The sequence below is a fragment of the Chamaesiphon minutus PCC 6605 genome (genome assembly GCF_000317145.1).
In the GTDB taxonomy this organism is placed as follows: domain Bacteria; phylum Cyanobacteriota; class Cyanobacteriia; order Cyanobacteriales; family Chamaesiphonaceae; genus Chamaesiphon; species Chamaesiphon minutus.
Map to the genome: position 1 here is coordinate 4,868,194 of NC_019697.1, position 23,323 is coordinate 4,891,516.

Genomic DNA, 23,323 nt, shown 5'->3' on the forward strand with positions numbered 1-23,323 from the left:
TTGGAACTAAATATGAGAGAGTATCGTCAACTTTTATACTTGCAACAATTATTATTGTATTATGAAAAAGCTTTTACCCCTGTTCGCGATCGCGGCTACTTGCATTGCTACGGCACTTACTCAAGCTCCTGAAGCGGCAATGGCTGGCGGTATCGGCAACAATTATATCGGCCCCGCAGTTACTTTTGGCGGTGGACAAAGTGTCTTTGGTATCAACAGCAAACTAGGTGTTGCAGATAATATTTCTCTACGTCCCTATGTATTGTTCCCTTCTGGTGGCACGCAGTTTGGTACTAGTCTGACTTATGACTGGGATCTGCGTCAATCTCAGATCGCGTTTACTCCCTTTATCGGTGTTGGTGTTGGCTTCCAAACTGGTAACTCAAATAATACGACTAATGGTTTTGCCCAAGTCGGTGCAGATTTCAATGTTGATGAAAGCTTTTCCTTGTTAGGTTCGGTAGCCATTCCCTTTAGCAGCAATAATGCGAATACTAGCGTTACTGTAGGTGCTAATATTCGCTTCTAAGCGATCGAGTTATTGATAACCGCAGCGGTTAGAAACCGCTGCTAATGTTGCGAAGTCCGCCTTCGCGGACTAGCTAATCAGTCCGCGTGCGCGTAGCGTCTCTTAAATAAGGCGAACTTTGCATCATTAGCGACGAATTCCAGTCGTTGGGTGTGCTTCTTTCCGAGACACTACGCGGACGCATTAGCTCCGCAATCAGAAAAGTGGGGGTAATTTATGGATTACCCCCACTTTTTTGGGTCGATCGAGACCTACACTCCCAGCGAACCGCGCGTCACACCGAGTTGACTGCTCAGTTGCAGGCTTTTCCACAATTCGGTACCGCTAATTTGACCGCCTAATAATTGTTGATAATAGCCGATCGTTTCACTAACAGTTTGCGGCGATTCATTGACAAACTCTAACCGGAAATTATAGACGCCTAATTCCACCAAGCGGTGGATATATTCCGCCCCAGTTTGAGCCACACCGTTGAATACCGTATTCCGACAGCCAGCATCGGCTTGGAGAATATGTTCCGTTCCCACACGATCGCGTAATTTGACTTGATGTTCGTCGCAAGGACGACCGCAATTGGTATAGTCGGTACCTTCAGATAAGAAGGTGCAAAAAACGCAGTGTTCCATGTGGAACATCGGCATGTGTTGATGGATCGTCACCTCAAACCAATCGCGCGGACAACTGCGGATTAGGGCGGTTAATTGGTCGATATTCAGGTCGTAGGAGGCTGTAAGGCGATCGAAAGTGTAGTTTTGATAAAAATAGTCAGCCGTCAGCGGATTGGCAACATTCAGGGCAAAATCGCCGATACACCGATCCGTTTTAAAAAACTCTAAGTGATCGTAGTTTCTAATTAAATAACCATCGGCATCGCTCGATCGCACTTGTTCTAAAATCCAATTTTCCCCCGGTTTGGTAATTCTTGGCGGCGCGACAAATATTTGGGGTGGATTGCTTTTAGACTTGGCGGCGCGAACTAATTGCACGGCTTCGTGATATTTGCGCGGATCTTCGAGTTCGCAATAAATAGTCGCAATTCCCGACTCGATCGCGGCTGGAATTTGGTCTAGTTTACGGACTAAAATAATTAATTGTGGTGGATTGAGAACAGCTCGATCGACCTCAGGCAATAAGTCTGTTAATTTATTAGTCGGCGATAGTTGCCAAGATTTCGGTTGACTGCGCGCCTCAGTTAATTTAGTCACTAATTCGCGGCGGATTTGATTGAGCGCGCTGACAGGTAACATCAGATCGTCAACCAGATGATTAGTCAGACTTCCCAATCGAAATGGCGTATTACCCAAGCGTCCTAATTGAGAGCTGAGCTTATCCGTCGTCAGCGGTTGATTTTGCGCCGCAACTAACAATATTTCCGATTCTACCTGCACCACATACCCCACTTCATCGCGAGCGATCGCGATTAATGGTTGATTAATTTCGCCATGGATTTCTAAATCGATCGAGCGTTGGAATTTGGGTACATCACCAGCATAAGTTTGACGGACTTGTTTATCCAATTCTGGATCGCTAGTTTTCCAAACTTTATCGCCGATATATACCTGCCGAAAATTCACCGCACCGCGCCCGAAACTCAGCATCACTTCCGACTGACGCTCGTTCTTAAATACCTCATAAACACGCCCCCCTTCCTCGCGATCTTCGGGATGTCCGCAATCGAAGACGATTCCGTCACCAGCCTTAATCGGCGCGATCGGATCGATAGCAATTGCCTCGCGATCGGGATAAACTCTAGTAACTTCCCCTAAATATACGCCCCGTTTTTTCCCAAAGCGAGCATGTACCAAGGCTTGGTTATTAATCCCTTCAAACCACCCCGTATATAACCCGCGAGAAAAAGCCATTTCTAAGTTATATAAATCTCGATCTGGTTCGGCAGAAATACCCAAATCTGCGACGATGCGGTCTAAAGCCGATCGATAAACTTTCGTCACACTCGCCACATATTCAGGCGTCTTCAGTCGTCCTTCTATTTTGAGACAACTGACGCCACTTTTAATAATTTCTGGTAATACATTCAATCCTGCCAAATCTTGAGGACTGAGTAGATATTTCTTATCGCCCAAATGATAATATTCGCCATCGACAATCAGATCGTAAGGCATCCGACAAGCTTGAGCGCATTCGCCTCGATTTGCCGATCGACCACCCAGAGATTCACTTGTCAAACATTGCCCCGAATAAGCGACACACAACGCCCCATGGACGAATACTTCGAGCGGAATAGATATCTCTCGATCGCTCAATTGTGCCTGAATTTTATCGATTTCCTTCAGCGAACATTCCCGCGCCAACACAACTAAATTGCATCCCAATTCATGAGCGAATTCTGCCCCCGCAGCACTCGTCACCGTCATCTGCGTCGAAGCATGAATCGGGAAATCTGGCGATAAATGTCGGATTAATTTACATAACCCCACATCTTGCACGATCGCCGCATCTACTCCCGCCAAAATAATACTGCGGAGATATTGCTCCGCTGCTGGCAACTCCTGCGGAAACACCAACGTATTCATCGTGACATAGCCCTTCACCCCGCGCTGGTGCAACCACGCCATCAATTCTGGCAAATCGCCTTCAGTAAAATTCTCCGCCCGCATTCTGGCATTAAACCGCTCTAACCCAAAATAAATGGCATCCGCACCATTTTCGATCGCAGCTTTGGCACATTCCCAATTTCCCGCAGGCGCGAGTAGTAGCGGGCGATGGATACGGGTAAGAGTGGGAGTAGGTGTCGGCATCTTTAGGGAATAAATCTATTCCCCTGTATTCTAGCTTGATGCCATAATGATAGCCTTAGCAAACTTCTCAGAGGATGTCTGAAAAGTCTAATTGCTTCGTTTACGCTGGGTAAATCCCCCTTAAAAAGGGGGACTTTAAAATCCGTTTCCCCCCTTTTTAAGGGGGGCTAGGGGGGATTCTCTAGGGTTTGAGCTTAACAAAATTGAGTTTTCAGACATCCTCTCAAATAGGTTCTCTAGATTTTAGATAATCGATCGACAAATACTGTTATTTTGCAGCCTGAGCCACCAGCCAACCACCGATAGCCAGTCCGATAAAATTAGGCAACCAACCAGCTAAAAATGGTGAAATCACCTCAGCTTGTCCCAAGGCTCCACAGACAAACATAATTAGATAATAACCAAAAATCATTAATACGCTCACCCCAAAACTCGTCGCCTTGCCAGTACGTTGCGGACGAATACCCGTTGCCGAACCGATCGCGCTAAAGACAATACATACAAATGGTAGAGCTAATTTGTTCTGAATTTTGACTGCCACAGTTAGAGCTTTTTTCTTATCGCCAGTGAGCTTAACCTGCTCTAGATATTCCAGTGATTCAGCTACACTCATATCGTCGGGATTGCGATTGTCTAGCGCGGCAATATCGAATGGCGAGCTAGGTAATTGTAAGTGTTGACGCGTGAAGTTGACGATATTACCATAAGATGAATTCGGAGAGATGATATATATAGTCCCATTATAAAAATCCCAAGAATTTTTAGCAGCATCTAAAACCGCAGACTGAGCGTTGATAATTTGGCTCAAGCCGACATCTGCTTTCGATCGATCCAAAATTGTCAGCCCAGTCATGGTTTTACCATCGAATTTTTCTGCATAAAACAGCCACGCTAATACCTGTTCCTTTTTACCATCTCGCTCGACTTCTTTATAGATTGGTTTGACAATGTTCTCGGTATTAAATGTTGGCTTATCCTGTTTTAAAGCTGTGGTCAAAATCGTGGTCGCTCTTTGACTAGCTACAGGTACGAGAAGTTCGTTAAAAAAGAAGGTAATTGCAGTTACGATAAAACTCATAATTATCGCAGGTAAAATCAAGCGATAAACACTAATACCACAACTCCGAAAAGCCACAATTTCGCTAGATGCTGAAAAGCTACCATAAGTCATCATCCCAGATAGCAGAATCGACATCGGAAATGCGAAAGTAATATATTGAGGCATCTTAAGTGCCATTACTTCTAGTGCAATAGTAATCGGCAAGCCAGCTTCGGCGACTTGGCGGACGAGATCGAACAGACTGCCGACGGCTAAGACGATCGATGAAAATGCACCGACACCAAATAAGAATGGCATTAGCAATTGGGTGACGATATATCGATCCATCACCGAAATGCCTGGTAGTAAAATTCGAGATAAACTTGGATTTCTCACGTAGAATTAATTGATAATTGATAATTGCGGTGCGCGGTGGAGGTTCCCTCCAAATTTAGCGCGACAAGACAGATAATTGATAATTGACAACTAATAACTAAATCTGAAGATTAACAATAGATATATCTCGACTTTAAAACTGATTTGCTAATTGTTTTCAGTATTTATAACTCCAGCAGATTGTTCTTAATACTCTACACTTGAAAATCACTACCTAAATAATATTGACGTACCAAAGGATTTGCATACATTTCTTCGCTACTTCCCGAAGCAAATACTTGGCCTTCGCGCATAATATAGGCTCGATCGGTAACTGCGAGGGTTTCGCGAACGTTGTGATCTGTAATTAGGATACCCATATTTCGATCGCGTAGTTTGGCAATAATCTTTTGAATTTCTGCGACAGCGATCGGATCGACGCCTGCAAATGGTTCGTCTAAAAATAAAAATCTCGGCCCATTAATCCCCGCAGCTAGAGAGCGAGCGATTTCTGTCCGCCTTCTTTCGCCACCCGATACCTGGTTTCCCAACGTATGCACGACCTTCTCTAGATTAAATTCAGTAATTAGATCGGTTAATTTGCGATCCCACAACTTGCGTGGGACGTTGGTTTGTTCGAGTACTAGCAAAATATTATCTAATACCGTCAAACCCCGAAAAATACTCGCCTCCTGCGCCAAATAGCCGATTCCCAAGCGCGCGCGCTGGTGAATTGATAGCGCGGTAATATCTTCATCATCGAGCCAGACTTTGCCCTGATTGGGCTTTTCGAGTCCTGTGGCAATATAAAACGTCGTAGTTTTACCCGCACCATTCGGCCCTAGCAAACCAACGATCTCGCCTTGAGAGACAGAAAGACTGACGCGATTGACAATATTTCGCTTTCCGTAGGATTTTTGAATATTTTCGAGGATAATCTTCACGCGATCGAATAGGGGAGAACGGGTAAACTCGTACTAATTATTAGTTCTTTCCGGAATGATATAGATCGACTGTACGGGAATCCCTGGTTTTTGTCTGGCGATAAATCGTCCTTCGTCAATGAAATAGGTAATTGTATCCCCTTGAAGACTGCTGCCATTATTAACGACAAGCACATTGCCAGAGAGTAAGATTTGTCTAGCTTTGATATTGTATTGAGCGGTATTTGCTCGTGCTTGCAGTTTTTTGTCGGGGTAACTGAGACGAACGTTACCGCGCGCTGTCACCATTTCTGTCTTAGTGTTAGCTTCTTGGGTGTTCGAGAAGATAATCATCCCTTTACCGCCTTGCTCGGGGATGATATAGTTACTGCGGACTTGTTGTTTGGGCTTGGGATTGGCGATAAATTTACCTTCATCGATTAGATAAGTCACACTTTCTCCTTCTAAAGTATTCCCGTCTTGAACGATGAGAACGCTACCTGTCAAAACAATCCGTTTTTGTTTGATAAAGTATTGAGCGAGATTGGCCTTGGCTTGGAGGCTGCGACTGGGATAGCGCAGTTGGACATTACCGCGTGCGGTGACTACTTGGGTTTGAGAATTAGCCTCTTGGGTATCTGCTTGGATAGACAATCCCTGGGGGTTAGCTGGCTGGGCTTGGACGGGGATAATTTGTGTTTGTAATGCGATCGTACCACTACAAACGATCGATGACAGCAGTAGCAGCCATCGCCAGTCACGGTAGCGATTGAAAGTGTGAGTTATGCGGTGCATGTATTAAATCTTATCTGGATTTGGTAGCCCCGATCGCTCGGAACTGTGAAAACTTTCGCTCGACTACGATCGACACTAGCCGAAGTCTCCCCTCTTTGACGCGATCGATTTATGATAAGTTTCACTTTTAGTAGGCAGTGGAGAGTTAGTAGCAAAAATCGGATCGAAAGCTCAAAACTGGCTTTCGATCCGATCTAGATTGCTCCAGGCGTAGCGATTAATAACTAATTTGTCTAGTAACGAGTCGCACGAGTGAATACACCATTGCGTACTCCCAACTTCCCACTGAGAAGATTAACTCATGGGCGTACCATGAACTAAATTGTTGAGTAAAGACTCAATATGGTGCATGGCTTGTTGATTTTCTGGTTGCTGCTCTGCCGCGTCCGCCAAGTTACCCAATTGCTGTTTGAAAGCATCGATCCTCTGTTGTAACGAGGGCAAGATCTCTTGATATAACTCGATTTTGGCAGCTAACTCGAGCGATAGTTGCTTAGTAGTTTGATGCTGCTGTTCGAGCTGCTGGACTTGTTTGGATTCGCGGATATAAGTCTCTACCTGTTGTTCGATTTTAGCTTTGGTTTGTTCGATCGTCGTCCGCAGATTCTGGATCTCGGTTTCCACCTGAGTGAATTCCGATTGCTGTTGCTGGCGTTGAGTCTCTAATAAACCTAAGATCGACTCCCACTCGATCTGAGTGCGATCTGCATCTGCGGGTGCATGTCCCTGACGCTGGCGTAAAACTCGATTGTGAATTTGCAAGAAAGTTTGACGCTCGCGCATCGTTTGACGTTGCCCATCGAGAGTATGGTCGAGCATATTATAGCCATCTTGTTCGTCTGCTAAATCAGCCTCTAGTTTGAGTTTATCGAACTCATTAGCAGCAGCGATCGCTTGACGGAGTTCGTCAATGGCAGCTTGTTTTTCTTGGAGTTCTTCTTCTTCCAAATGGACGAAATGCACCGATCGATCGACTTCAGTTTGCAGATTTTCGACGATCGATTGTAACTCTTCGAGCGGCATTGCTTCGAGCTGTTCGAGATCGATTTTTTGAACATCGCCGATCTCGATACCGCCACCTTTAGACATCAGATAAATTTTCTGATAAGTTTCTTGTTCGAGCTGGATGCGAACATTTAGACGCTGAAGATATTCTTGTTGCATACTCAAAGTATGCTGTTGAATTTCCCAAGCAGTTTGGGTTTCCTCCAGCGAAGTTTGCAACTCTTGAAGCTGCTGCTTGGCGCGTTCGATTTCCTGCTGTTGGCGGTTAAGTTCTGCTTGCGTTTCATCGACACGTTGCTGCTGATAACGAAGCTGTTGCCAATGTGTATTGAGGAGATCTTGTTGAGCTTCAATTTCGGTAACAGTACTTTCTAATTGTTGGGGATTGAAACCGCGCGAATTACCGCCTAATTGCTGGAGAGCTGCTCGAATTTCATCTACTTGCTGCTCGCTCAAAGCTCCACCACTGAGCGATTGCTGTTGATTTTCGAGATATTGTTCTTTCTCGCGTAATTGTTCCCATTGTGCTGCCAAATCTTGCCGAGATTGCTCGTGTTGTTCGAGTGTCGATTCCAAAGCTTGTGCTTCTTGAGTCAACCTGTCGAGTTCGGCACGTTTTTGTTCTAAATCTTCTTCCCGTTCGTAAATTTCTTGCTGGCGCAGTTGTAACTGTTGGCTTTGGAGGCTCAGGGATTGCCGCCAGCTTTCGATTTCATCGGCTTCTTTTTTATATTTTTCGATTTGGCGTGAGAGATTTTGGAGAATACCTACCAGATGTTTGCCAGCGTCCCGCAAGGGCGATTGAATCTGACGATTGGCATTCATATCCACGAGGACTAATACCCCAGGATTATAGTTATTTGCCTCGTCAGGAGCGGCGATTAATTCTTCACCAGGAATCGCACTCCAATTTTGTTCGGTACGCTGACAGGCCAATAATTTGAGTTCAGCTTTACTTCTGCCGCTGATATTAAACCCAGATTTTGGCTTTTGGACTTCTGCTAGATACAACACGTTATTATGCCCTTGTCTTATATAAATAAATTTAGATTTTGTCGAGTATACAGAATCGAATAAGTCAATCCATATTATAAATCTGAGCCAACAGACAGTTTGAGCGGCATCGAGGCACCAGGCTCAACCTTCGACTTTGTGGGGGACTATTCAATTTCTAGGTGGCGAATCTCGCCACGGCGGCGGACTAGATAATGTAAATTTGTAGTTACAATGATGTGACGGTAAGCTATGAGTAGCGATAGTGCCGATCTCTGACTCCGCAGAGTCACAACTTAGCTTTCCCTCAAATCGAGCAGAGCCATCACTAACAACTATATATACATTGACTGCCAACTGTCATCAGCATAAATCTCAACTGAATTTTTGATCGATCTTGAAAATGATGCAACAAACGAGTGATTGTGTGGGAAAACTGAATGTAGCGGGCATAATTGCATCATCAGCATCTGGTGTCACGCACATCTCTCGGCTCATGGTACTGCCGTCGGTGCCAAGTCAGGCTGTTACTAGCTTTACTAGTGTAGATGTTGCCGCCGTTGGCGGTCGCGTTCTCCTCTAAAGCGGTTGACGGCGATCGGCATTAGTTTGAGCGATCGACTTTTAGTGCATCCAGTTTAGCAATATGTTTCCACGAGTATTGTTTATGAAATCTATCTTTTATGCTTAAGACACATTACTTATTGTTAATGTTTACTGTTTCAGTGTCCATATACCCCATCGATTAGCAGAGATATGAAAACAGTTCTAGTGGTAGATGATAGTACCGCCCAGCGGGAAATGATCAAAGAGCTACTTCAAGCTAGTGGGATGACAGTAAATGTCGCCACAGATGGCGAACAAGCGGTAGAAGTGGCACTAGAAATCGTGCCAGATATAGTGGTGCTCGATGTCGTGATGCCCAAAATGAATGGTTATGAAGTTTGCCGCACGCTTAAATCCAATCCCAAAACTCAAAATGTGCCCGTGATCTTATGTAGTTCCAAAAGTGAAGATTTTGACAAACATTGGGGGATGCGCCAAGGTGCCGATGCCTATGTTTGTAAACCTTTCGAGCCAGTCGAATTACTGAGCACAATCAAACAGTTATTGCGAAATTAGGATAGGTCTAATGGTTCTCAATTTAGATTTTCTCACCAGTGACGATAACTCGGCAGCTAATGAGGTCAGTTCGGGTAGCCGCGATGGAGAATTGTGTTTGCGATTTGACGTACCGTCGGGTAATGAATTCGCACTCCCGGCTTCTGGCGTGCGCGAGGTCATGTCCGTTTATTTCGATCGAATAACGCCGATTCCCAATGCTTCACCTTATTTCTTAGGTACGTATAATTGGCGCGGTCAAGTAATTTGGGTCGCAGATTTGGGACAGTTTTTGGGCGATCGAGTTTTGGTAAATACCGACCAGAATGAAGTTTCGGTATTAATTGTCGAAGAACAAGAACTCGTAATGGGTTTTGCCGTTCATACGGTCGCGAATACTGAGTGGTTGGACATCGAGCGGGTACTCCCTCCCGATCGTCAAATCCCTGCTGCCATGAAGGGTTATGTCAAAGGAATATATAGCACCGGAGCCGATCGTCCGGAATTGCGATTACTCGACCAAGTGGCGATTCTGCGTTCTTCTCAATGGACGATTTAACCCATCGCCAATGAATAGTTCGTGGTGTCTAAAATGCAGCTCTCCGGCTCTGACCGAGATTCCGCTGTGGCGGACGCTATGCGAACGAGCCGAGCAGTCATCTTTTACCCTCGAATAATGTTAATTAAATTTTTACAGTGTCATCTTCTTTCTACTATCGGCGTCGATATCTCGATCTACTTTCGATAGCAATGACTCGTTCGCATGGGGTGCGTGACAGCGGAATCGAGTATCGGTTGAGGGTAGTCAGTAGCCGACTATTTTCGTCAAGAGAATGAAACTTATAAAAAATAATAACCCATAAAATTAGCCAGTTATAGATAGGAAACCCAATGATTTCTAATCCCGATCGTATGCAAGACTATACTCAAGATTATCAACTAGCAGAAGCAGCTTATCTCCAAGGTAACTATGAAAAAGCAGCGACAATTATCGACACTCTAGTTACTAAATTTCAGGACGACCCTAGCGTTCGGCTCTTGCGCGGACACATCTATTGTTATGGTTTGTATCAATACGAAATTGGTAAAAAAGAGTATGAATATGTCATCGGTATTTCTACCGATCCAGAATTCTTACAATTTGCCCATAGCGGATTAGACTATGCCAATTCTTGTATCGGTCAAATGGGCGATCGAGTCGAGCGCGAACAGTTTAATGGCGGCGATTCTGGCGGACATTACCGAAATACGACTGCCGATTCTGCCGAATTACTAACGTGGAGACAGCCGGAAGATCTGACTGCTGACGAAGATTTCGATCTAGCCGCGCTGAACTTTAACGTAGATATGTCGGGACAACTGTTTCCCGCTCAAGGGACAGATATTTTCTCGCTCGAGACTAACACCAATATTGGTAGCCACAAACCACAAATAGCCACTGGATTTTATAACAACGAGCAAGAAACCCTCACTGATGCTTTTGCATTTGGCTATAATCAGGAAGAAAGCAAAGCAGAGCAACTATTCGACGATTTACCGCTAGCAAACGCATCCGAAGCAGCAGACGATACTGGCTTTTTTAATATTTCGCCAGCAGCACAGCGCGCCTTCGAGACTCTCGATCCAGATCGGTCTCCATCTCCCTTTGAAAGTTCGGATCGCTCGACAGATGTACCCGCAGCCGTCAGCCCCGAGCCAGAGTCCAATACTGACATGCCAGATAGCACCGTAGCGGCGTCAGAGCGACCGACGATGATTTTTCCCGCTCATGCCCCCGAACCCTCAGTGCAGCCGCTCCACGATAAAATCGCTGAAATTAGCGGCGACTTCGGTCCAGCGGAGTTTTCGGTCGAAGATATCTCTGATGCTCTCAATGAGATTAGCGGCGCGCTGCCAATGGCTTGGCCGCCAACAGGTCAGTCATCCAATCCCGCCAATTGGATGGACGAGATCTCCCCCGCCGATGCGCGCGGCATCGAGCGGCACGATGACATCGATAACCCCCAAGCTGACGGGTTTGATTTTAATGTGGCACAAGCTTTTCAAGATGCGTTTCAACCTCAAGAAGTCCATACCACTCCACCTGCGGCTCATGTCCCACCAGCCCAATCCCCTCCAAAATTTGCGACAATCGAGCAACCACAATTTGCAGCAGAAGATGGAGACTTTGGGCCGCAATCGGGATTTTTGGATCTGCCAGACGATTTTCTCGAACAGCGCGTACCATCAGCGATGGAAACACCTAAATCTTCAGCTATGTTTGATGATAGTTCGACCTTTATTAATGGAGTGTCGATCTCTGGTATCAAAGCTCAGCCTACTGGAGCTATAAGTAGTATGTATCGAGACGATAATTCCCACCTGACTCACATTGCTCCCGCTCAAGGCATCTTTGCACCGTTTGAAAATGCCTCATTCCAGAAAAAGCAGTGGATGATCTCTGGTGCTGCGGGTCTGGGTGCGGCAGTTGTCATTGCTGGGGTAACTTTTGTTGCCAGTCTCACGCTCCCCGAAAAAGTTGCTAAAGATGCGCGTCCGCCACTCCAAAATGCTGGCGCGTTGATGATGTTATTGGGCGGCTTGACTAGTTTTGGGGTTACTAAAATCTTGACTGGTCGTTACACCAGACAGGTGACTCGGAGCGTTCGCGATCTTCAGTCTAATTTCGAGCAAGTGGCTCAAGGAAATATGGGGGCGCGGGCGACTGTCTCTTCGCAAGATGAATTGGGCGTCTTGTCTTCTTCGTTCAACTATATGCTCCAATCGGTGGTCACTAGTAACTCCGAAGCCCAACGCAAGGCACGGGAGATGGAACTTGCCAAAGACGAACTCCAACGCCAAGTAATTCGCCTCCTCGACGATGTAGAAGGCGCGGCACGCGGCGATCTAACCGTTAAAGCCGAAGTTACTGCCGACGTCCTCGGTGCGGTGGCAGACTCCTTTAACTTAACGATCGATAGCTTACGGCAGATCGTTCAACAGGTACAAGTCGCCGCCGTTCAGGTCAACCAAAGTTCGACCGAAAGTGAAGCTTTCGCCCGTCGCTTATCTTCTGACGCCCTCAGTCAAGCCGAAGAACTCGCCGTCACAGTGAACTCCGTCCAAATGATGACCGCCTCGATCAAACGGGTAGCCGAAAGCGCGCGGGAATCGGAAGAAGTAGCTCGCACGGCATCTTCGACCGCCCTCCGAGGTGGTGAAGCGGTCGAGCGGACGGTAGCGGGTATTCAAGAAATTCGCGAAACAGTTGCAGAAAGTACTCGCAAAGTCAAGCGTCTGGCCGAGTCTTCGCAACAAATTTCGCAAATTGTCTCGGTAATTTCGCAAATTGCTTCGCGGACCAACTTACTGGCCCTCAACGCCAGTATCGAGGCAGCTAGAGCGGGTGAATCTGGTAAGGGATTTGCGATCGTTGCCGATGAAGTCCGCCAGCTAGCCGACAGAAGTGCTAAAGCTCTTAAAGAAATCGAGCATATCGTACTCCAGATTCAAAGCGAGACTGGTTCGGTAATGGCAGCGATGGAACAAGGTACGCAACAAGTTATTCAGGGTACCAAACTGGCAGAACAAGCCAAACGATCTCTCGATGACATCATTCAAGTATCCAATCGGATCGATGCACTAGTACGATCGATTACCTCCGATACGATTGAGCAACGCGAAACCTCCAAAGCCGTCACCGAAGTTATGCAATCGGTTGAAATTCAGGCTCAGTCAACTTCTCAAGAAGCACAGAAGGTATCTTCATCCCTCGAAAACCTGGTTGTCGTCGCTCGCAACCTGCTAACTTATGTCGAACGATTCAAAGTCGAGTAGTTGAATAGGCTTTAGGCTTCAGGTTTTAGGTTTTGGGAGTTTAGGATGCCAGCATCCTAATAAATATATGACACCTAAGCCCTAGTTTCTAGACCCGATTGCCTAAAGCCTAATACCTAACACCTAACACCTATCCCCCTACCCCTTATCCCCAATTCCCTCATGGAACAAGATCGCATTCTAGGCTACTTTTTAGAAGAAGCTAGCGAACACTTAAACACGATCGAGCAAGGCTTACGCAAACTTCCCGAAACAGTCAAACAGCCGACAATGATTCGCGAACTGTTTCGTGCGGCACATTCGATTAAGGGTAGTGCGGCAATGCTAGGACTGCTCGATGTCCAAAAAATTGGCGATCGATTTGAAGCCAATTTTAAAATCCTTAAAGAACACCCGCAACTGGCAGTAGATACGCAATTACAATCGCTATTTTTAGAAAGTTTTAGTTTCTTGCAAGCTGGGATCGAAGAGGTGCGCGGATCTAGCGATCCGTATCGTCAAGATCCGGCAACACCAGATCCTATTGGCGATCCGGTATTTGAAGAACTCAAAGCTTATCTCCAACACCTGCTTGCCGCTGCCGATCTGCCAGCAAAATCTGCCATTCCCGCACCACCAGTAGTTCGCGATCCGTCGATCGAACAAGTTTTTGGGGAATACACTAGTCGTAAGCTCGATGAAATCATCCATCTGTGCTTGCAACCAGATTCACCAGCTATCCGCGCTCAAATTCAACAGATTTGTCAAAAATTAGGCAATCTCGGCGAAAATTTTGATTTCCTCGAATGGACGCATCTCTTCACCGCCTGTCGGCTAGCGATCGCCAATCCAGCTAATTTTCTGCCACAATTAGGCGAAAGTATGACGATCGCGGTCAAACAAGCACAGGCTCTAGTTTTGGCAGATCGCCATCAACAGATTGTAGTGACACCAGATCTGGAAGCTTTAATCGCTACTAAGGCTCCCATTGCCGAGCATATTCTTCACCCAAATGTCAGCAGTGGCGAATCGGCACAGCACACTGGCGAAAATCTCAGCACCTGGAAATTAGATCGCACTCAAGAAGAGACAACAGAAAAAATTGAAATCTCTCCAACACCAGTGCATTTACAAGCACAGGATTTTAAATCGATCGATTCTAACGTCTCTGCCACCATGGACTTGCCAGCGGCTGAGTTTGATGCCGATGCCATGGAATTAAATGAGTTTGTGAACTCGCTGGGTAATGAGATTCCTGCTGAAGGGACTTGGCTGCAAGATGAAGATTTTGCAGCTCTAGACATCAGTCAGAGCGAGGTTGGTAGCTCGAACGACACATTCTATCAGCAGATGTTTGCACCGTCGGCATCGACTCCAGCAGTGCCGCCTGTTACTGATTTGGCAATGGCGATCGAGGCTGTTGGAGAAGTAGCTCCTGGTGAGTATGATGAAGAGACATTCTATACTCCCGAGCTAGGAGATATTGATGATGCTGATTTTCCCAATTTTTGGGCGGATGCACAATTGGCAGCACCACAAAGCCTGTTTTCAGATCTAGATCTACTCGATCCGATCGAGCCACAACTTCCGCCACCGCTCTCATTAGATCGAGATTTAGCCGATCTTGCTGGGCCAGATTTTAGCCTCGATCGACCCATGAGCGATCTATTTCCGAGCGTCTCTACACCTGAAGAAATGGCTGCATTGGAGTTACCACCAGTCAAGAGCGATCGCGAAAGTGACGATCCCGAACTCGGCTCTAATACTGTGCCAGAAGCAGATATCGCCGCACTCACATCAGATGATTTTCGTCCCGATGTTCGATCGCAGCCAACAGATCTCGAACTGGAAGCCACACTTAGCGAGCCAATTTCAAATCTTCCGCCAGTTACTGATGTAAGCTGCTCACATACTTCGGATGTGCTCGTTTTAGAACAGCTCAACGCTAGTAATTTCGCAGCAGCTTCAGAGCAACCCAATTTAGAAGACTCAAATGTAGCTAAGTTACCAGCAGATCCAGATCTACACTTCTTAAATGAATTAGATGCAGCTAATGTACCAGCAGATCTCCAAGCTGCCAACTTACAGTTTTTAGCTAACTTAAATGAAGAGATCCCTTCTACCGATTCAGATTTAGAGTTTGAAGCAACCTTAAATGAAGGACTATCTTCGGTAGATGCTGACTTAGCATTTCTAGAAACCTTAAATGATGAGCCACATTCGACAGGTTCGGATTTACTATTTTTAGAAGACTTAAATGGCGATCGAGAAGCGACACCCGCAACAGAAACCGAGCGAATTACCAGCGAATTAACAAGCTGGGTCGATAGTTCGATCGGCGCAGATCGACTCGATGATTTTGCCGAATTAGACTTGAACGAGATCGGTATTGTCGATCGAGATCTAGAGTCGTCGAATGCGGAAGATGCGAATGAATCTAACCTTACTGCTAATGACAATAATCTTGGTGAATTAGAATTAACCGATCTCAGCGAAGCAAATCTAGAACCAAATCTTAATAATTCAGATATATTATTAATCGATACCGATTTAGATATCGATGCGCTCGATCGCGAGTTGATAAATTTTGAAGTAGAGGCAAGCAATAGCGATTTTGCCGATCTCGATGTCAATCTACAAAGCTTTGACGAGCTATCGGAAGATTCATCGAACGGAAGTAGTTTGACAGATTTAGATTTAGAGCTATTAAATCCTAGTGAAGTACCTGCTGCTGAAGCGATCGCCAGCGAACATAGTTCGCCAGATAGTTATGAGTTGACAGATATCAATGCTAGTAACGAAAACTTAGATCTCGATCTCGATCTAGATAATTTCAACGATCTAGATATGACCGATATCGGTACAGATCTGGAGTTACTCGACAATATCGAGTCATCTCTGGCTGAAGATAGCTCGAATTTTAACCTAGATCTTTTAGGCGCAAATAATACCAATACTGATGATTTCTCATCTCCAGATTTTGCAGATATTTCTAAGAGCATAGAAGCATCAGCAACTAGCGATCGATTAGACTTAGATCTCAATCTTTTAGATGAAACCATTGTAAGTGCTAGTGAATCGCCATCGCAAAATCTTGAAGATATTTCCGAACTAGATTTTAACTTTGACGAACTTAGCTCCGATCTATCGAGTGCCGAGCTGACAGATTTGGATGGCATGTTAGAGCTACCTGCATCGAATCTGCTGGATTCGGAAAATTTAGATGCGCTACTCGGTGTTGCAGTGGGAGCAGGGGGTGCTGCTGCAATTGGGGCCTTAGCCTTCGACGATCTCGATGCCTTAATGGATGCGCCAACAACCATCACCGCGCCAGAACATAGTCTCGACGATCTCGATAGCTTGTTTGCTACTCCCACTCCGACAGTCGCACCAACCACTCGCCAACCGGAGCGCGAGCCAAAAGATCGCCGCGCCAAACGATCTCGGACATTCGACCAAACCATGAAGGTGTCGGTCAAATATCTCGATAACCTCAATAACTTAGTTGGAGAATTAGTTGTCAATCGCAACACCCTAGAGCAAGACCAAAATCGGATGCGCCAGTTTGTCGAAAAACTGCTCTCTGAAGTCCAAAAGCTCAACGAGGTTGGGAAACGGATGCAAGATCTCTACGAGCGATCGTTGATGGAAAATTCCCTCGTCGCCAGCCGTCAGCAGTCCAAACCCACCCCGACAAATTTACCCAATAGTGAAGACATTTCTAATAGTAATAATAGCGGCATCGAATACGATCCGTTAGAAATGGATCGCTTTACGCCGATTCACTTGCTCTCCCAAAAGATGATCGAGTTGACAGTGCGAGTACGCGAATCCACGGCGGATATCGAATTTGTCGTCGATGGCAGTACTGAAGTGACCCGGACATTACGGCAGATTACAGGACAACTCCAGGAAGACTTGACTAAGTCGCGAATGGTCCCCTTTGCCCAAACAGCCGACAGGTTGCAACGCGGCGTTCGGGATAATGGCCTCAAATATGGTAAAGAGATCGCACTCACCGTTGAAGGTCGCGATACCCTCATCGATAAAGTCATCCTCGAAAGCTTAACCGATCCGTTGAACCACATGGTCAATAACGCGATCGCGCACGGAATCGAATCAGCAGAGACCAGAGTAGCTGCGGGCAAACCTAGCGAAGGAAAAATAACGATTCGCGCTCTCCACCAAGGGAACCAAACCATTATCTCGATCTCCGATGATGGTGCGGGCATCGATCCCGAACGCGTCAAAAATAAAGCGATCGAAAAAGGCATTATTACCGCTCGACAAGCGGCAGCAATGACCAAAAACGAAGTCTACGAACTCCTGTTCCTGCCTAGTTTTTCGACTAAAGACGAGGCGGATGAATTGTCTGGACGCGGCGTGGGAATGGATGTGGTCAAAACTAGTATCACCGATATTCGCGGTACGATCTCGACCGAATCTCAGCTTGGCGTTGGGACGACCTTTACCATCCGTCTCCCACTGGCACTCAGTATCGCCAAAGCCCTGATTGCCATCAATAACAAGAGTAATATCGCCTTTCCAATGGATGGAATTGAAGATACTCAAGATGTCAGTCCCGAACAGATCCAAACCGATGCTGAGGGCAATCAGTGTATTTTCTGGCGCGACGAACTCATGCCATTTACACCGCTCTCGGAGCTGCTGGGATTCAATCGTCCGCTAGCGCGTAACAGTTTCTACAGTGCTAATGACGACGATAGCGATCTGGTTTCGGTCTTGATTCTCCGTAGTGATGGCAATCTCACCGCCGTTCAAGTAGATAAAATTACTGGCGACCAAGAAATTGTAATCAAACCCCTCCAAGGACCAGCCGCTAAACCACTGGGCATTGCTGGAGCTACCGTCATGGGTGATGGTCGGATCGTCCCGATTGCCGACGTGATGGAATTAATCGCCCTCGCCAAAGGCACCCTGACTCGCCATATTCCTACTCAATGGACGGATGGTATCCCCGCTCCGACTGTCGAAACTCGCGAATCGATGGTACTGATCGTCGATGACTCGATCACCGTCCGCGAATTGCTCTCATTGACCTTCAAACGGGCTGGCTACCGGGTCGAACAAGCCCGCGATGGTCAAGAAGCCTGGGACAAGCTCAGGGCTGGTCTACCCTGCGATATCGTCTTCTGTGATATCGAGATGCCACGGATGGATGGACTCGAATTCCTCTCGCGCATCCAAAAAGACAACGCGCTCAAAAAAGTCCCCGTTGCGATGCTAACTTCTCGCGGTAGCGATCGTCACCGCCAAATCGCCTCCCAACTCGGTGCCAGTGGCTACTTCATCAAACCCTACCTGGAAGAGGCTCTGCTCGATGCGGCGAAGCGGATGATCAAGGGTGAGGTGTTGGAGATTGTTTAGGGATTTTGGATTGTGGATTGCGGATTGAGTTCTTTGCTCCCCGCTCCCCGCTCCCAACTATTTAATACGTAACTTCTTTGCCTGTTTCACAGGCATTTTTTTTTGCTTAGATATCGGCTTTGATTTGGAATGGCGTTCGCGTAGCGTCGCCTGTGGCGAATCGAATCGATTGCGTAATGAAGATCGCTTGAAAGTCGATACCAGCCAATCGCTGAGATAGTGACTCATTGCGCCCAATTCTAAGCCACAAAATAGAGCTAGATAAACAGGTAAATTCAGCTCGATCGAGTGTTGCAAAATAGCGACTAACTGTTGTCCGGTATATGTCTTAGCTCCAGCCAGTCGAGCTATCCCTACATAAAATAAACCGACCAAACCCAACCATAAACTTAAATATAAAATGCGTCCGATCGTGCCAATAATGGGGCCATGCGACCAGATCGATCGATGTTTGATGGCTTGTTGATACGGTCGCCACAACCATCGCAATATGCCCCACCGTTTGTAATGAAAGGAGTATAAATCTAAGTCTGGCCCAAAAATCAAGCCACTAAATAAGAAGCCTCCCGATACCCAAAAGGCCAAATCGGCACGGGCCGTTGCATACAACGTCCCACCAGCAATTAGTGGCAAACTCCACAGCGTAACTCGATCGTGTGTGCGTCCGGATGGCAAAGTTAATTTAGTTGATAGTTGATAGTTGATAGTTGATAGTTATAGATATTGGTGCCAAAGCCAAAACAATTATACACTTCTCATTCCTAATCGCTCGATTATGCCATCAGAATCAAATCTGACAGACGAACAATACAAACAAAAGATGCAGCGGCGGCAGCAGGTGCAAGCCGAGCGGATCGAGAAATCGATCGACAAAAAAGGCTTAATTATCGTCAATACCGGGACGGGGAAAGGGAAAACCACTGCTGCGCTGGGAATGGTGCTCAGATCGCTCGGACACGGCTATCGAGTCGCGATCGTCCAATTTATCAAAGGTGCGTGGGAACCAGCCGAGAAAGCGATTTTAGAGCGGTTTGGCGACCAGTTAGTGTTTCAGGCGATGGGTGAAGGTTTTACTTGGGATACTCAGGATCGAGATCGCGACATTGCCACTGCCGAACGGGCTTGGGAGCTGGCATTGAGTTATATCATCGATCCGAGCTATCAATTAGTATTATTAGATGAGGTGAATATCGCTCTCAAATTGGGATATCTCAGCCCGGAAGTCGTCATTGCCGGATTGGCGCAAAAGCCCGAACTATCGCATGTAATTTTGACAGGTAGAGGCGCGCCCCAAGGTTTGATCGATATTGCAGATCTAGTGACTGAAATGACGATGATTAAGCATCCGTTTCGCGAGCAAGGCGTCAAAGCCCAACCTGGTATTGAATTTTAGAAATGTTAGGCTGTTTGATTAAAATAAACTTAGCAAAATCGATTAAATATTAAACAAAATGACATCAACCAATGAATCTAGAGATCGAGATGCGATAGAGCGACAGATTCGCATCTTTGAAAGGCGCATAACTAGGCTCGAAGAAACTCAACTGACAAGTAGAGAAGTTAGCACATCCTTCGAGCGTATCGATGAACGAATCGACACAATTGAAGAAAGAATGAATCGACGATTCGAGCAGTTGGAGGCACGAATCGATCGATTAGAAACGAAGTTTAACGACTTAGATCGCAAATTTGATGTGGCCATCGCGATCTCATTAAATCGATCGAGAGTTTCCGATGATTAACTCCGCAGAGTAACCCGAAACTTCTCGACTAAAACATCGCGAATCTTTTGTTGTAGTGGCTCCACATCGGTATCGGTTAAGGTGCGATCGAGTGCGCGATAGATCGATCGAATTGCCAAACTCCGTTGTCCTTCGGGGACATTAGCACCACGATATTCATCGAAGACTTCGACATCTTCTAATAACTCACCGCCAGCCTTAACGATCGATTTTTTAATATCTGCTAAAGATAGATCGATCGGGGCGAAGAAAGCAATATCTCGATCGGATGCGGGATAGGTAGAATAGTTTTTAAATACTGGTACTAACCGCTCTTCGGCTGCGAGATAATTGAGGATCGGATCGAGGTTGAGTTGGAAAACATATACCGCCGCTGGAAGATCTTTTTCCTGACGGATTTGGGGGTGCAGTTGTCCGAAGTAACCCAATTTCTGTCCCTCTAACCATAGTGACGCCGTGCGCCCTGGATGCAGCTTTTCATCGGATCGATCTGCTTGATATTCTACAGGGATATTCAGGCTATTGCAGACGCTATCGAGTATTCCTTTGGCTTCATACCAGGTGAGCGGTTGCGGCTTACCGCCTGTCGTCCAGCGTCCGACGCTAGGATCTTCACCGATGATGCCTGCTAAGACATCGGTTTCTGTCAATCCTGTCTCATCGCGTCCGAAGATTTTACTAATTTCAAAGGCTTGGAGTGCGCCGTTACCTTGGGCGAGATTGGTTTGGAAACTTTGGATCAAACCGGAGATTAATTCCGATCGCAAGGTAGCATATTCGGTAAACATCGGGTTGATGATTTCTACTTGCGAACCGTTATTTAATTTCTCAATGGCATATGAATATTGAACGACTTCATTTAAGCCAACAGCCCGAAATGCCGCCCGAATTTGACGCAATAATTCCTCATCTAAAGATAGGAAACCTGCGGCTGATTCTGATGGCAACGTATCCATGAATCGATCGTAACCATAAAGCCGAGCGACTTCTTCAATTAAGTCGATTTCCCGTTCTAAATCGCGGTAACGATAAGGTGGAACGACAACATCCCAAACGGTTTCTTCTTTATCATCTAACGTCGCTGTCAATTGACAACCTAACGCTGTCAGCGTGCGCTCGACATCTTCAGTTGTAATTTCCCCAGGTTCGCCATCATCATCGATCGGCCCTAAGATTTGATTTAATCTTACTAACCGCAGTTTAATCGTGCGCGGTTGCAGGGTCAAATCGGGGCGACGATCGCTAAGATCTTGACAGATAATCTTACCACCAGCTAACTGAATGAGTAACTCGATCGCGCGATGAGTGGCTGTTTCTAGCTCTGCGAAGTTGACACCGCGCTCGTACCGCGTCGATGCTTCCGAGCGCATACCGCCTTGGCTCCGTGCCGATTTGCGTACCGCGACGGGATCGAAAATTGCCGCTTCGAGGACGATGTTTTGGGTGCTTTCATCTACCTCAGTATTTTCGCCACCCATGACACCTGCCAAGGCGACAGGGGTGTCGCTAACAGTAATTAGCAGGTTTTGGGCGTTGAGCTGACGTTCTTGCCCGTCTAATGTCTTTAATGTTTCGCCTTGCTTCTGGCTGTTGCGAACACCCATTTGGATGGTTTGGTTGCTGCTGACTGCTTGCAATTTAGCCGCATCGAAAGCATGTAGCGGTTGCCCCCACTCTAGCAAGATGTAATTAGTCACATCCACCACGTTATTAATCGGACGAATACCAGCCGATTGGAGGCGACGTTGGAGCCATTCTGGCGATGGACTAACGCTAATGCCCTCAATCAGGGTAGCTGAATAAACAGGGCACGCCTGAGCTTCGCTGACGCTGACGGTGAGTTGCGGTTGCTTAGCAATCGCCGACATATCGACGGCAGGTAATTTCAACTTCCCCCCAGTCAGTGCGGCGACTTCTCTGGCAATCCCTACCATGCTCAACGCATCGGCACGATTGGCGGTAGAAGACAGATCGAGGATGATATCATCCAATCCTAATAACGGTCGCACGTCGGTCCCAATGGCAGGCGTTTCGGGACTTTCACTTTCGCCGAAGATATAAATCCCTTCCGAATCTTTAGTCAAACCCAACTCGGAGAGCGAACAAATCATCCCTTCCGATTTTTCGCCGCGCAGCTTCGCAGGTTTGATTTTGAGATCGACTTTGGGCAAATAAGTCCCCACAGTAGCTACAGCCACATGAATCCCCGCACGCACATTTGCCGCACCACAGACAATTTGTAGTGGTTCCTCGCCGCCAACATCGACGGTACAAACGCTTAATTTATCGGCATTGGGATGTTGAATCCGTGTCAGCACTCGCCCGACGACGACACCATCCGCCCAAGTACTGCGATCCTCGATCGATTCAACCTCAAATCCAGCCAGTGTCAAGGTTTGCGCCAACGCTTCCGGATCTAGTTGGCAGTCTACTAGTTCTTTTAACCAATTTAGAGCGATATACATTTAATTTAATCAAGCTATGAGCATCGTTGGCGCAACCTCCTAAACGGAAAATCTCGCGCTTATCTATTGTCGTATAGATCGGGATTGGTGTCAGGAGGGAGATTGTAGAGCTGAGTATTAGTGCCGAAGATATACTTGAATTAAGGATAAAATGAGAATAAGCAGATCGCGATTGAGACTGAGCCGTCGATCGAGATTGAGGTCATGGCCGATAACATGGCAATTTTAACTATCGAGCGAAAGCACCTGCTGGCAGAAATATTGGGTAGCGTTACACGACAAAGATCGAAATCGAGAACATAACTGGGTGTAAATCTGTCAATAGAGAAGTATGGGAACCAAATAGATCCAATCCGCTAAATTATTGCATCCTCGATCGGCGCGAGTCATCCTCGATCGACCCCAGTAAGATCT

At 46.5% G+C, this 23,323-nt stretch carries 15 protein-coding genes; 8 read left to right on the forward strand and 7 right to left on the reverse strand.

The features are described from left to right. Positions 1-61 precede the first annotated feature (61 nt). Positions 62-529: a hypothetical protein gene (locus tag CHA6605_RS22155; protein WP_015161613.1), complete on the forward strand. Its 468-nt coding sequence runs from the start codon at positions 62-64 to the stop codon at positions 527-529. A 251-nt stretch (positions 530-780) separates the two neighbouring features. Here CHA6605_RS22155 and CHA6605_RS22160 read toward each other — a convergent pair whose 3' ends face one another. From CHA6605_RS22160 to hmpF, 5 genes are all read right to left on the reverse strand, one after another. Further along, a complete protein-coding gene (locus tag CHA6605_RS22160; RefSeq protein WP_015161614.1) occupies positions 781-3,288 on the reverse strand; it encodes a U32 family peptidase in 2,508 nt (835 codons plus the stop codon). A gap of 268 nt (positions 3,289-3,556) precedes the next feature. After that, positions 3,557-4,675 carry an LptF/LptG family permease gene (locus tag CHA6605_RS22165; protein WP_015161615.1) on the reverse strand — a complete coding sequence of 373 codons (1,119 nt, stop codon included), beginning with the start codon at positions 4,673-4,675 and terminating at the stop codon, positions 3,557-3,559. Between the two features lie 242 nt (positions 4,676-4,917). Then, entirely contained in the window at positions 4,918-5,646 is a 729-nt protein-coding gene (gene lptB, locus CHA6605_RS22170) for an LPS export ABC transporter ATP-binding protein (protein WP_015161616.1), read from the reverse strand. A gap of 33 nt (positions 5,647-5,679) precedes the next feature. Beyond that, on the reverse strand, positions 5,680-6,420 hold the full coding sequence (locus CHA6605_RS33155; protein WP_015161617.1) for an LptA/OstA family protein: 741 nt from the start codon (positions 6,418-6,420) through the stop codon (positions 5,680-5,682). 294 nt (positions 6,421-6,714) lie between these two features. After that, positions 6,715-8,439, reverse strand: a complete 1,725-nt coding sequence (gene hmpF / locus CHA6605_RS22185) for a pilus motility taxis protein HmpF (RefSeq protein WP_015161618.1) — start codon at positions 8,437-8,439, stop codon at positions 6,715-6,717. A gap of 382 nt (positions 8,440-8,821) precedes the next feature. Here hmpF and CHA6605_RS22190 point away from each other — a divergent pair, with 382 nt between their 5' ends. The 5 genes from CHA6605_RS22190 to CHA6605_RS31960 all read left to right on the forward strand — a co-directional run bounded on the left by CHA6605_RS22190 (position 8,822) and on the right by CHA6605_RS31960 (position 18,702). Further along, complete coding sequence (locus CHA6605_RS22190; RefSeq protein WP_015161619.1) at positions 8,822-9,001, forward strand: hypothetical protein; 180 nt, start codon at positions 8,822-8,824, stop codon at positions 8,999-9,001. A gap of 173 nt (positions 9,002-9,174) precedes the next feature. Continuing rightward, positions 9,175-9,540 carry a response regulator transcription factor gene (locus tag CHA6605_RS22195; protein ID WP_015161620.1) on the forward strand — a complete coding sequence of 122 codons (366 nt, stop codon included), beginning with the start codon at positions 9,175-9,177 and terminating at the stop codon, positions 9,538-9,540. Positions 9,541-9,550: 10 nt separating this feature from the next. Then, the gene (locus CHA6605_RS22200) at positions 9,551-10,078 is read left to right on the forward strand and encodes a chemotaxis protein CheW (protein WP_015161621.1); all 528 of its coding nucleotides are present in this window, start codon (positions 9,551-9,553) and stop codon (positions 10,076-10,078) included. Between the two features lie 332 nt (positions 10,079-10,410). Continuing rightward, on the forward strand, positions 10,411-13,335 hold the full coding sequence (locus CHA6605_RS22205; protein ID WP_015161622.1) for a methyl-accepting chemotaxis protein: 2,925 nt from the start codon (positions 10,411-10,413) through the stop codon (positions 13,333-13,335). A 162-nt stretch (positions 13,336-13,497) separates the two neighbouring features. After that, positions 13,498-18,702 carry a hybrid sensor histidine kinase/response regulator gene (locus tag CHA6605_RS31960; RefSeq protein ID WP_015161623.1) on the forward strand — a complete coding sequence of 1,735 codons (5,205 nt, stop codon included), beginning with the start codon at positions 13,498-13,500 and terminating at the stop codon, positions 18,700-18,702. A 57-nt stretch (positions 18,703-18,759) separates the two neighbouring features. Here CHA6605_RS31960 and CHA6605_RS22215 read toward each other — a convergent pair whose 3' ends face one another. Further along, entirely contained in the window at positions 18,760-19,377 is a 618-nt protein-coding gene (locus tag CHA6605_RS22215; protein WP_015161624.1) for a metal-binding protein, read from the reverse strand. A gap of 100 nt (positions 19,378-19,477) precedes the next feature. On the opposite strand from CHA6605_RS22215, the gene cobO reads away from it, so the two are divergent. Further along, the gene (gene cobO / locus CHA6605_RS22220; protein WP_015161625.1) at positions 19,478-20,095 is read left to right on the forward strand and encodes a cob(I)yrinic acid a,c-diamide adenosyltransferase; all 618 of its coding nucleotides are present in this window, start codon (positions 19,478-19,480) and stop codon (positions 20,093-20,095) included. 58 nt (positions 20,096-20,153) lie between these two features. Continuing rightward, complete coding sequence (locus CHA6605_RS22225; protein ID WP_015161626.1) at positions 20,154-20,444, forward strand: hypothetical protein; 291 nt, start codon at positions 20,154-20,156, stop codon at positions 20,442-20,444. Here CHA6605_RS22225 and pheT read toward each other — a convergent pair. Then, a complete protein-coding gene (pheT, locus tag CHA6605_RS22230; RefSeq protein ID WP_015161627.1) occupies positions 20,441-22,909 on the reverse strand; it encodes a phenylalanine--tRNA ligase subunit beta in 2,469 nt (822 codons plus the stop codon). The genes CHA6605_RS22225 and pheT overlap by 4 nt on opposite strands. Between the last annotated feature and the right edge of the window lie 414 nt (positions 22,910-23,323).

Excerpts from the sequence above, each read along its gene's own strand:
- CHA6605_RS22205 (WP_015161622.1), top strand. The coding sequence starts at position 10,411 with ATGATTTCTAATCCCGATCGTATGCAAGACTATACTCAAGATTATCAA.
- CHA6605_RS22200 (WP_015161621.1), top strand. The coding sequence starts at position 9,551 with ATGGTTCTCAATTTAGATTTTCTCACCAGTGACGATAACTCGGCAGCT.
- CHA6605_RS22165 (WP_015161615.1), bottom strand. The coding sequence starts at position 4,675 with ATGGATCGATATATCGTCACCCAATTGCTAATGCCATTCTTATTTGGT.
- CHA6605_RS22155 (WP_015161613.1), top strand. The coding sequence starts at position 62 with ATGAAAAAGCTTTTACCCCTGTTCGCGATCGCGGCTACTTGCATTGCT.
- CHA6605_RS22195 (WP_015161620.1), top strand. The coding sequence starts at position 9,175 with ATGAAAACAGTTCTAGTGGTAGATGATAGTACCGCCCAGCGGGAAATG.
- cobO (WP_015161625.1), top strand. The coding sequence starts at position 19,478 with ATGCCATCAGAATCAAATCTGACAGACGAACAATACAAACAAAAGATG.
- CHA6605_RS22190 (WP_015161619.1), top strand. The coding sequence starts at position 8,822 with ATGATGCAACAAACGAGTGATTGTGTGGGAAAACTGAATGTAGCGGGC.
- CHA6605_RS31960 (WP_015161623.1), top strand. The coding sequence starts at position 13,498 with ATGGAACAAGATCGCATTCTAGGCTACTTTTTAGAAGAAGCTAGCGAA.
- CHA6605_RS33155 (WP_015161617.1), bottom strand. The coding sequence starts at position 6,420 with ATGCACCGCATAACTCACACTTTCAATCGCTACCGTGACTGGCGATGG.
- CHA6605_RS22225 (WP_015161626.1), top strand. The coding sequence starts at position 20,154 with ATGACATCAACCAATGAATCTAGAGATCGAGATGCGATAGAGCGACAG.
- pheT (WP_015161627.1), bottom strand. The coding sequence starts at position 22,909 with ATGTATATCGCTCTAAATTGGTTAAAAGAACTAGTAGACTGCCAACTA.
- CHA6605_RS22160 (WP_015161614.1), bottom strand. The coding sequence starts at position 3,288 with ATGCCGACACCTACTCCCACTCTTACCCGTATCCATCGCCCGCTACTA.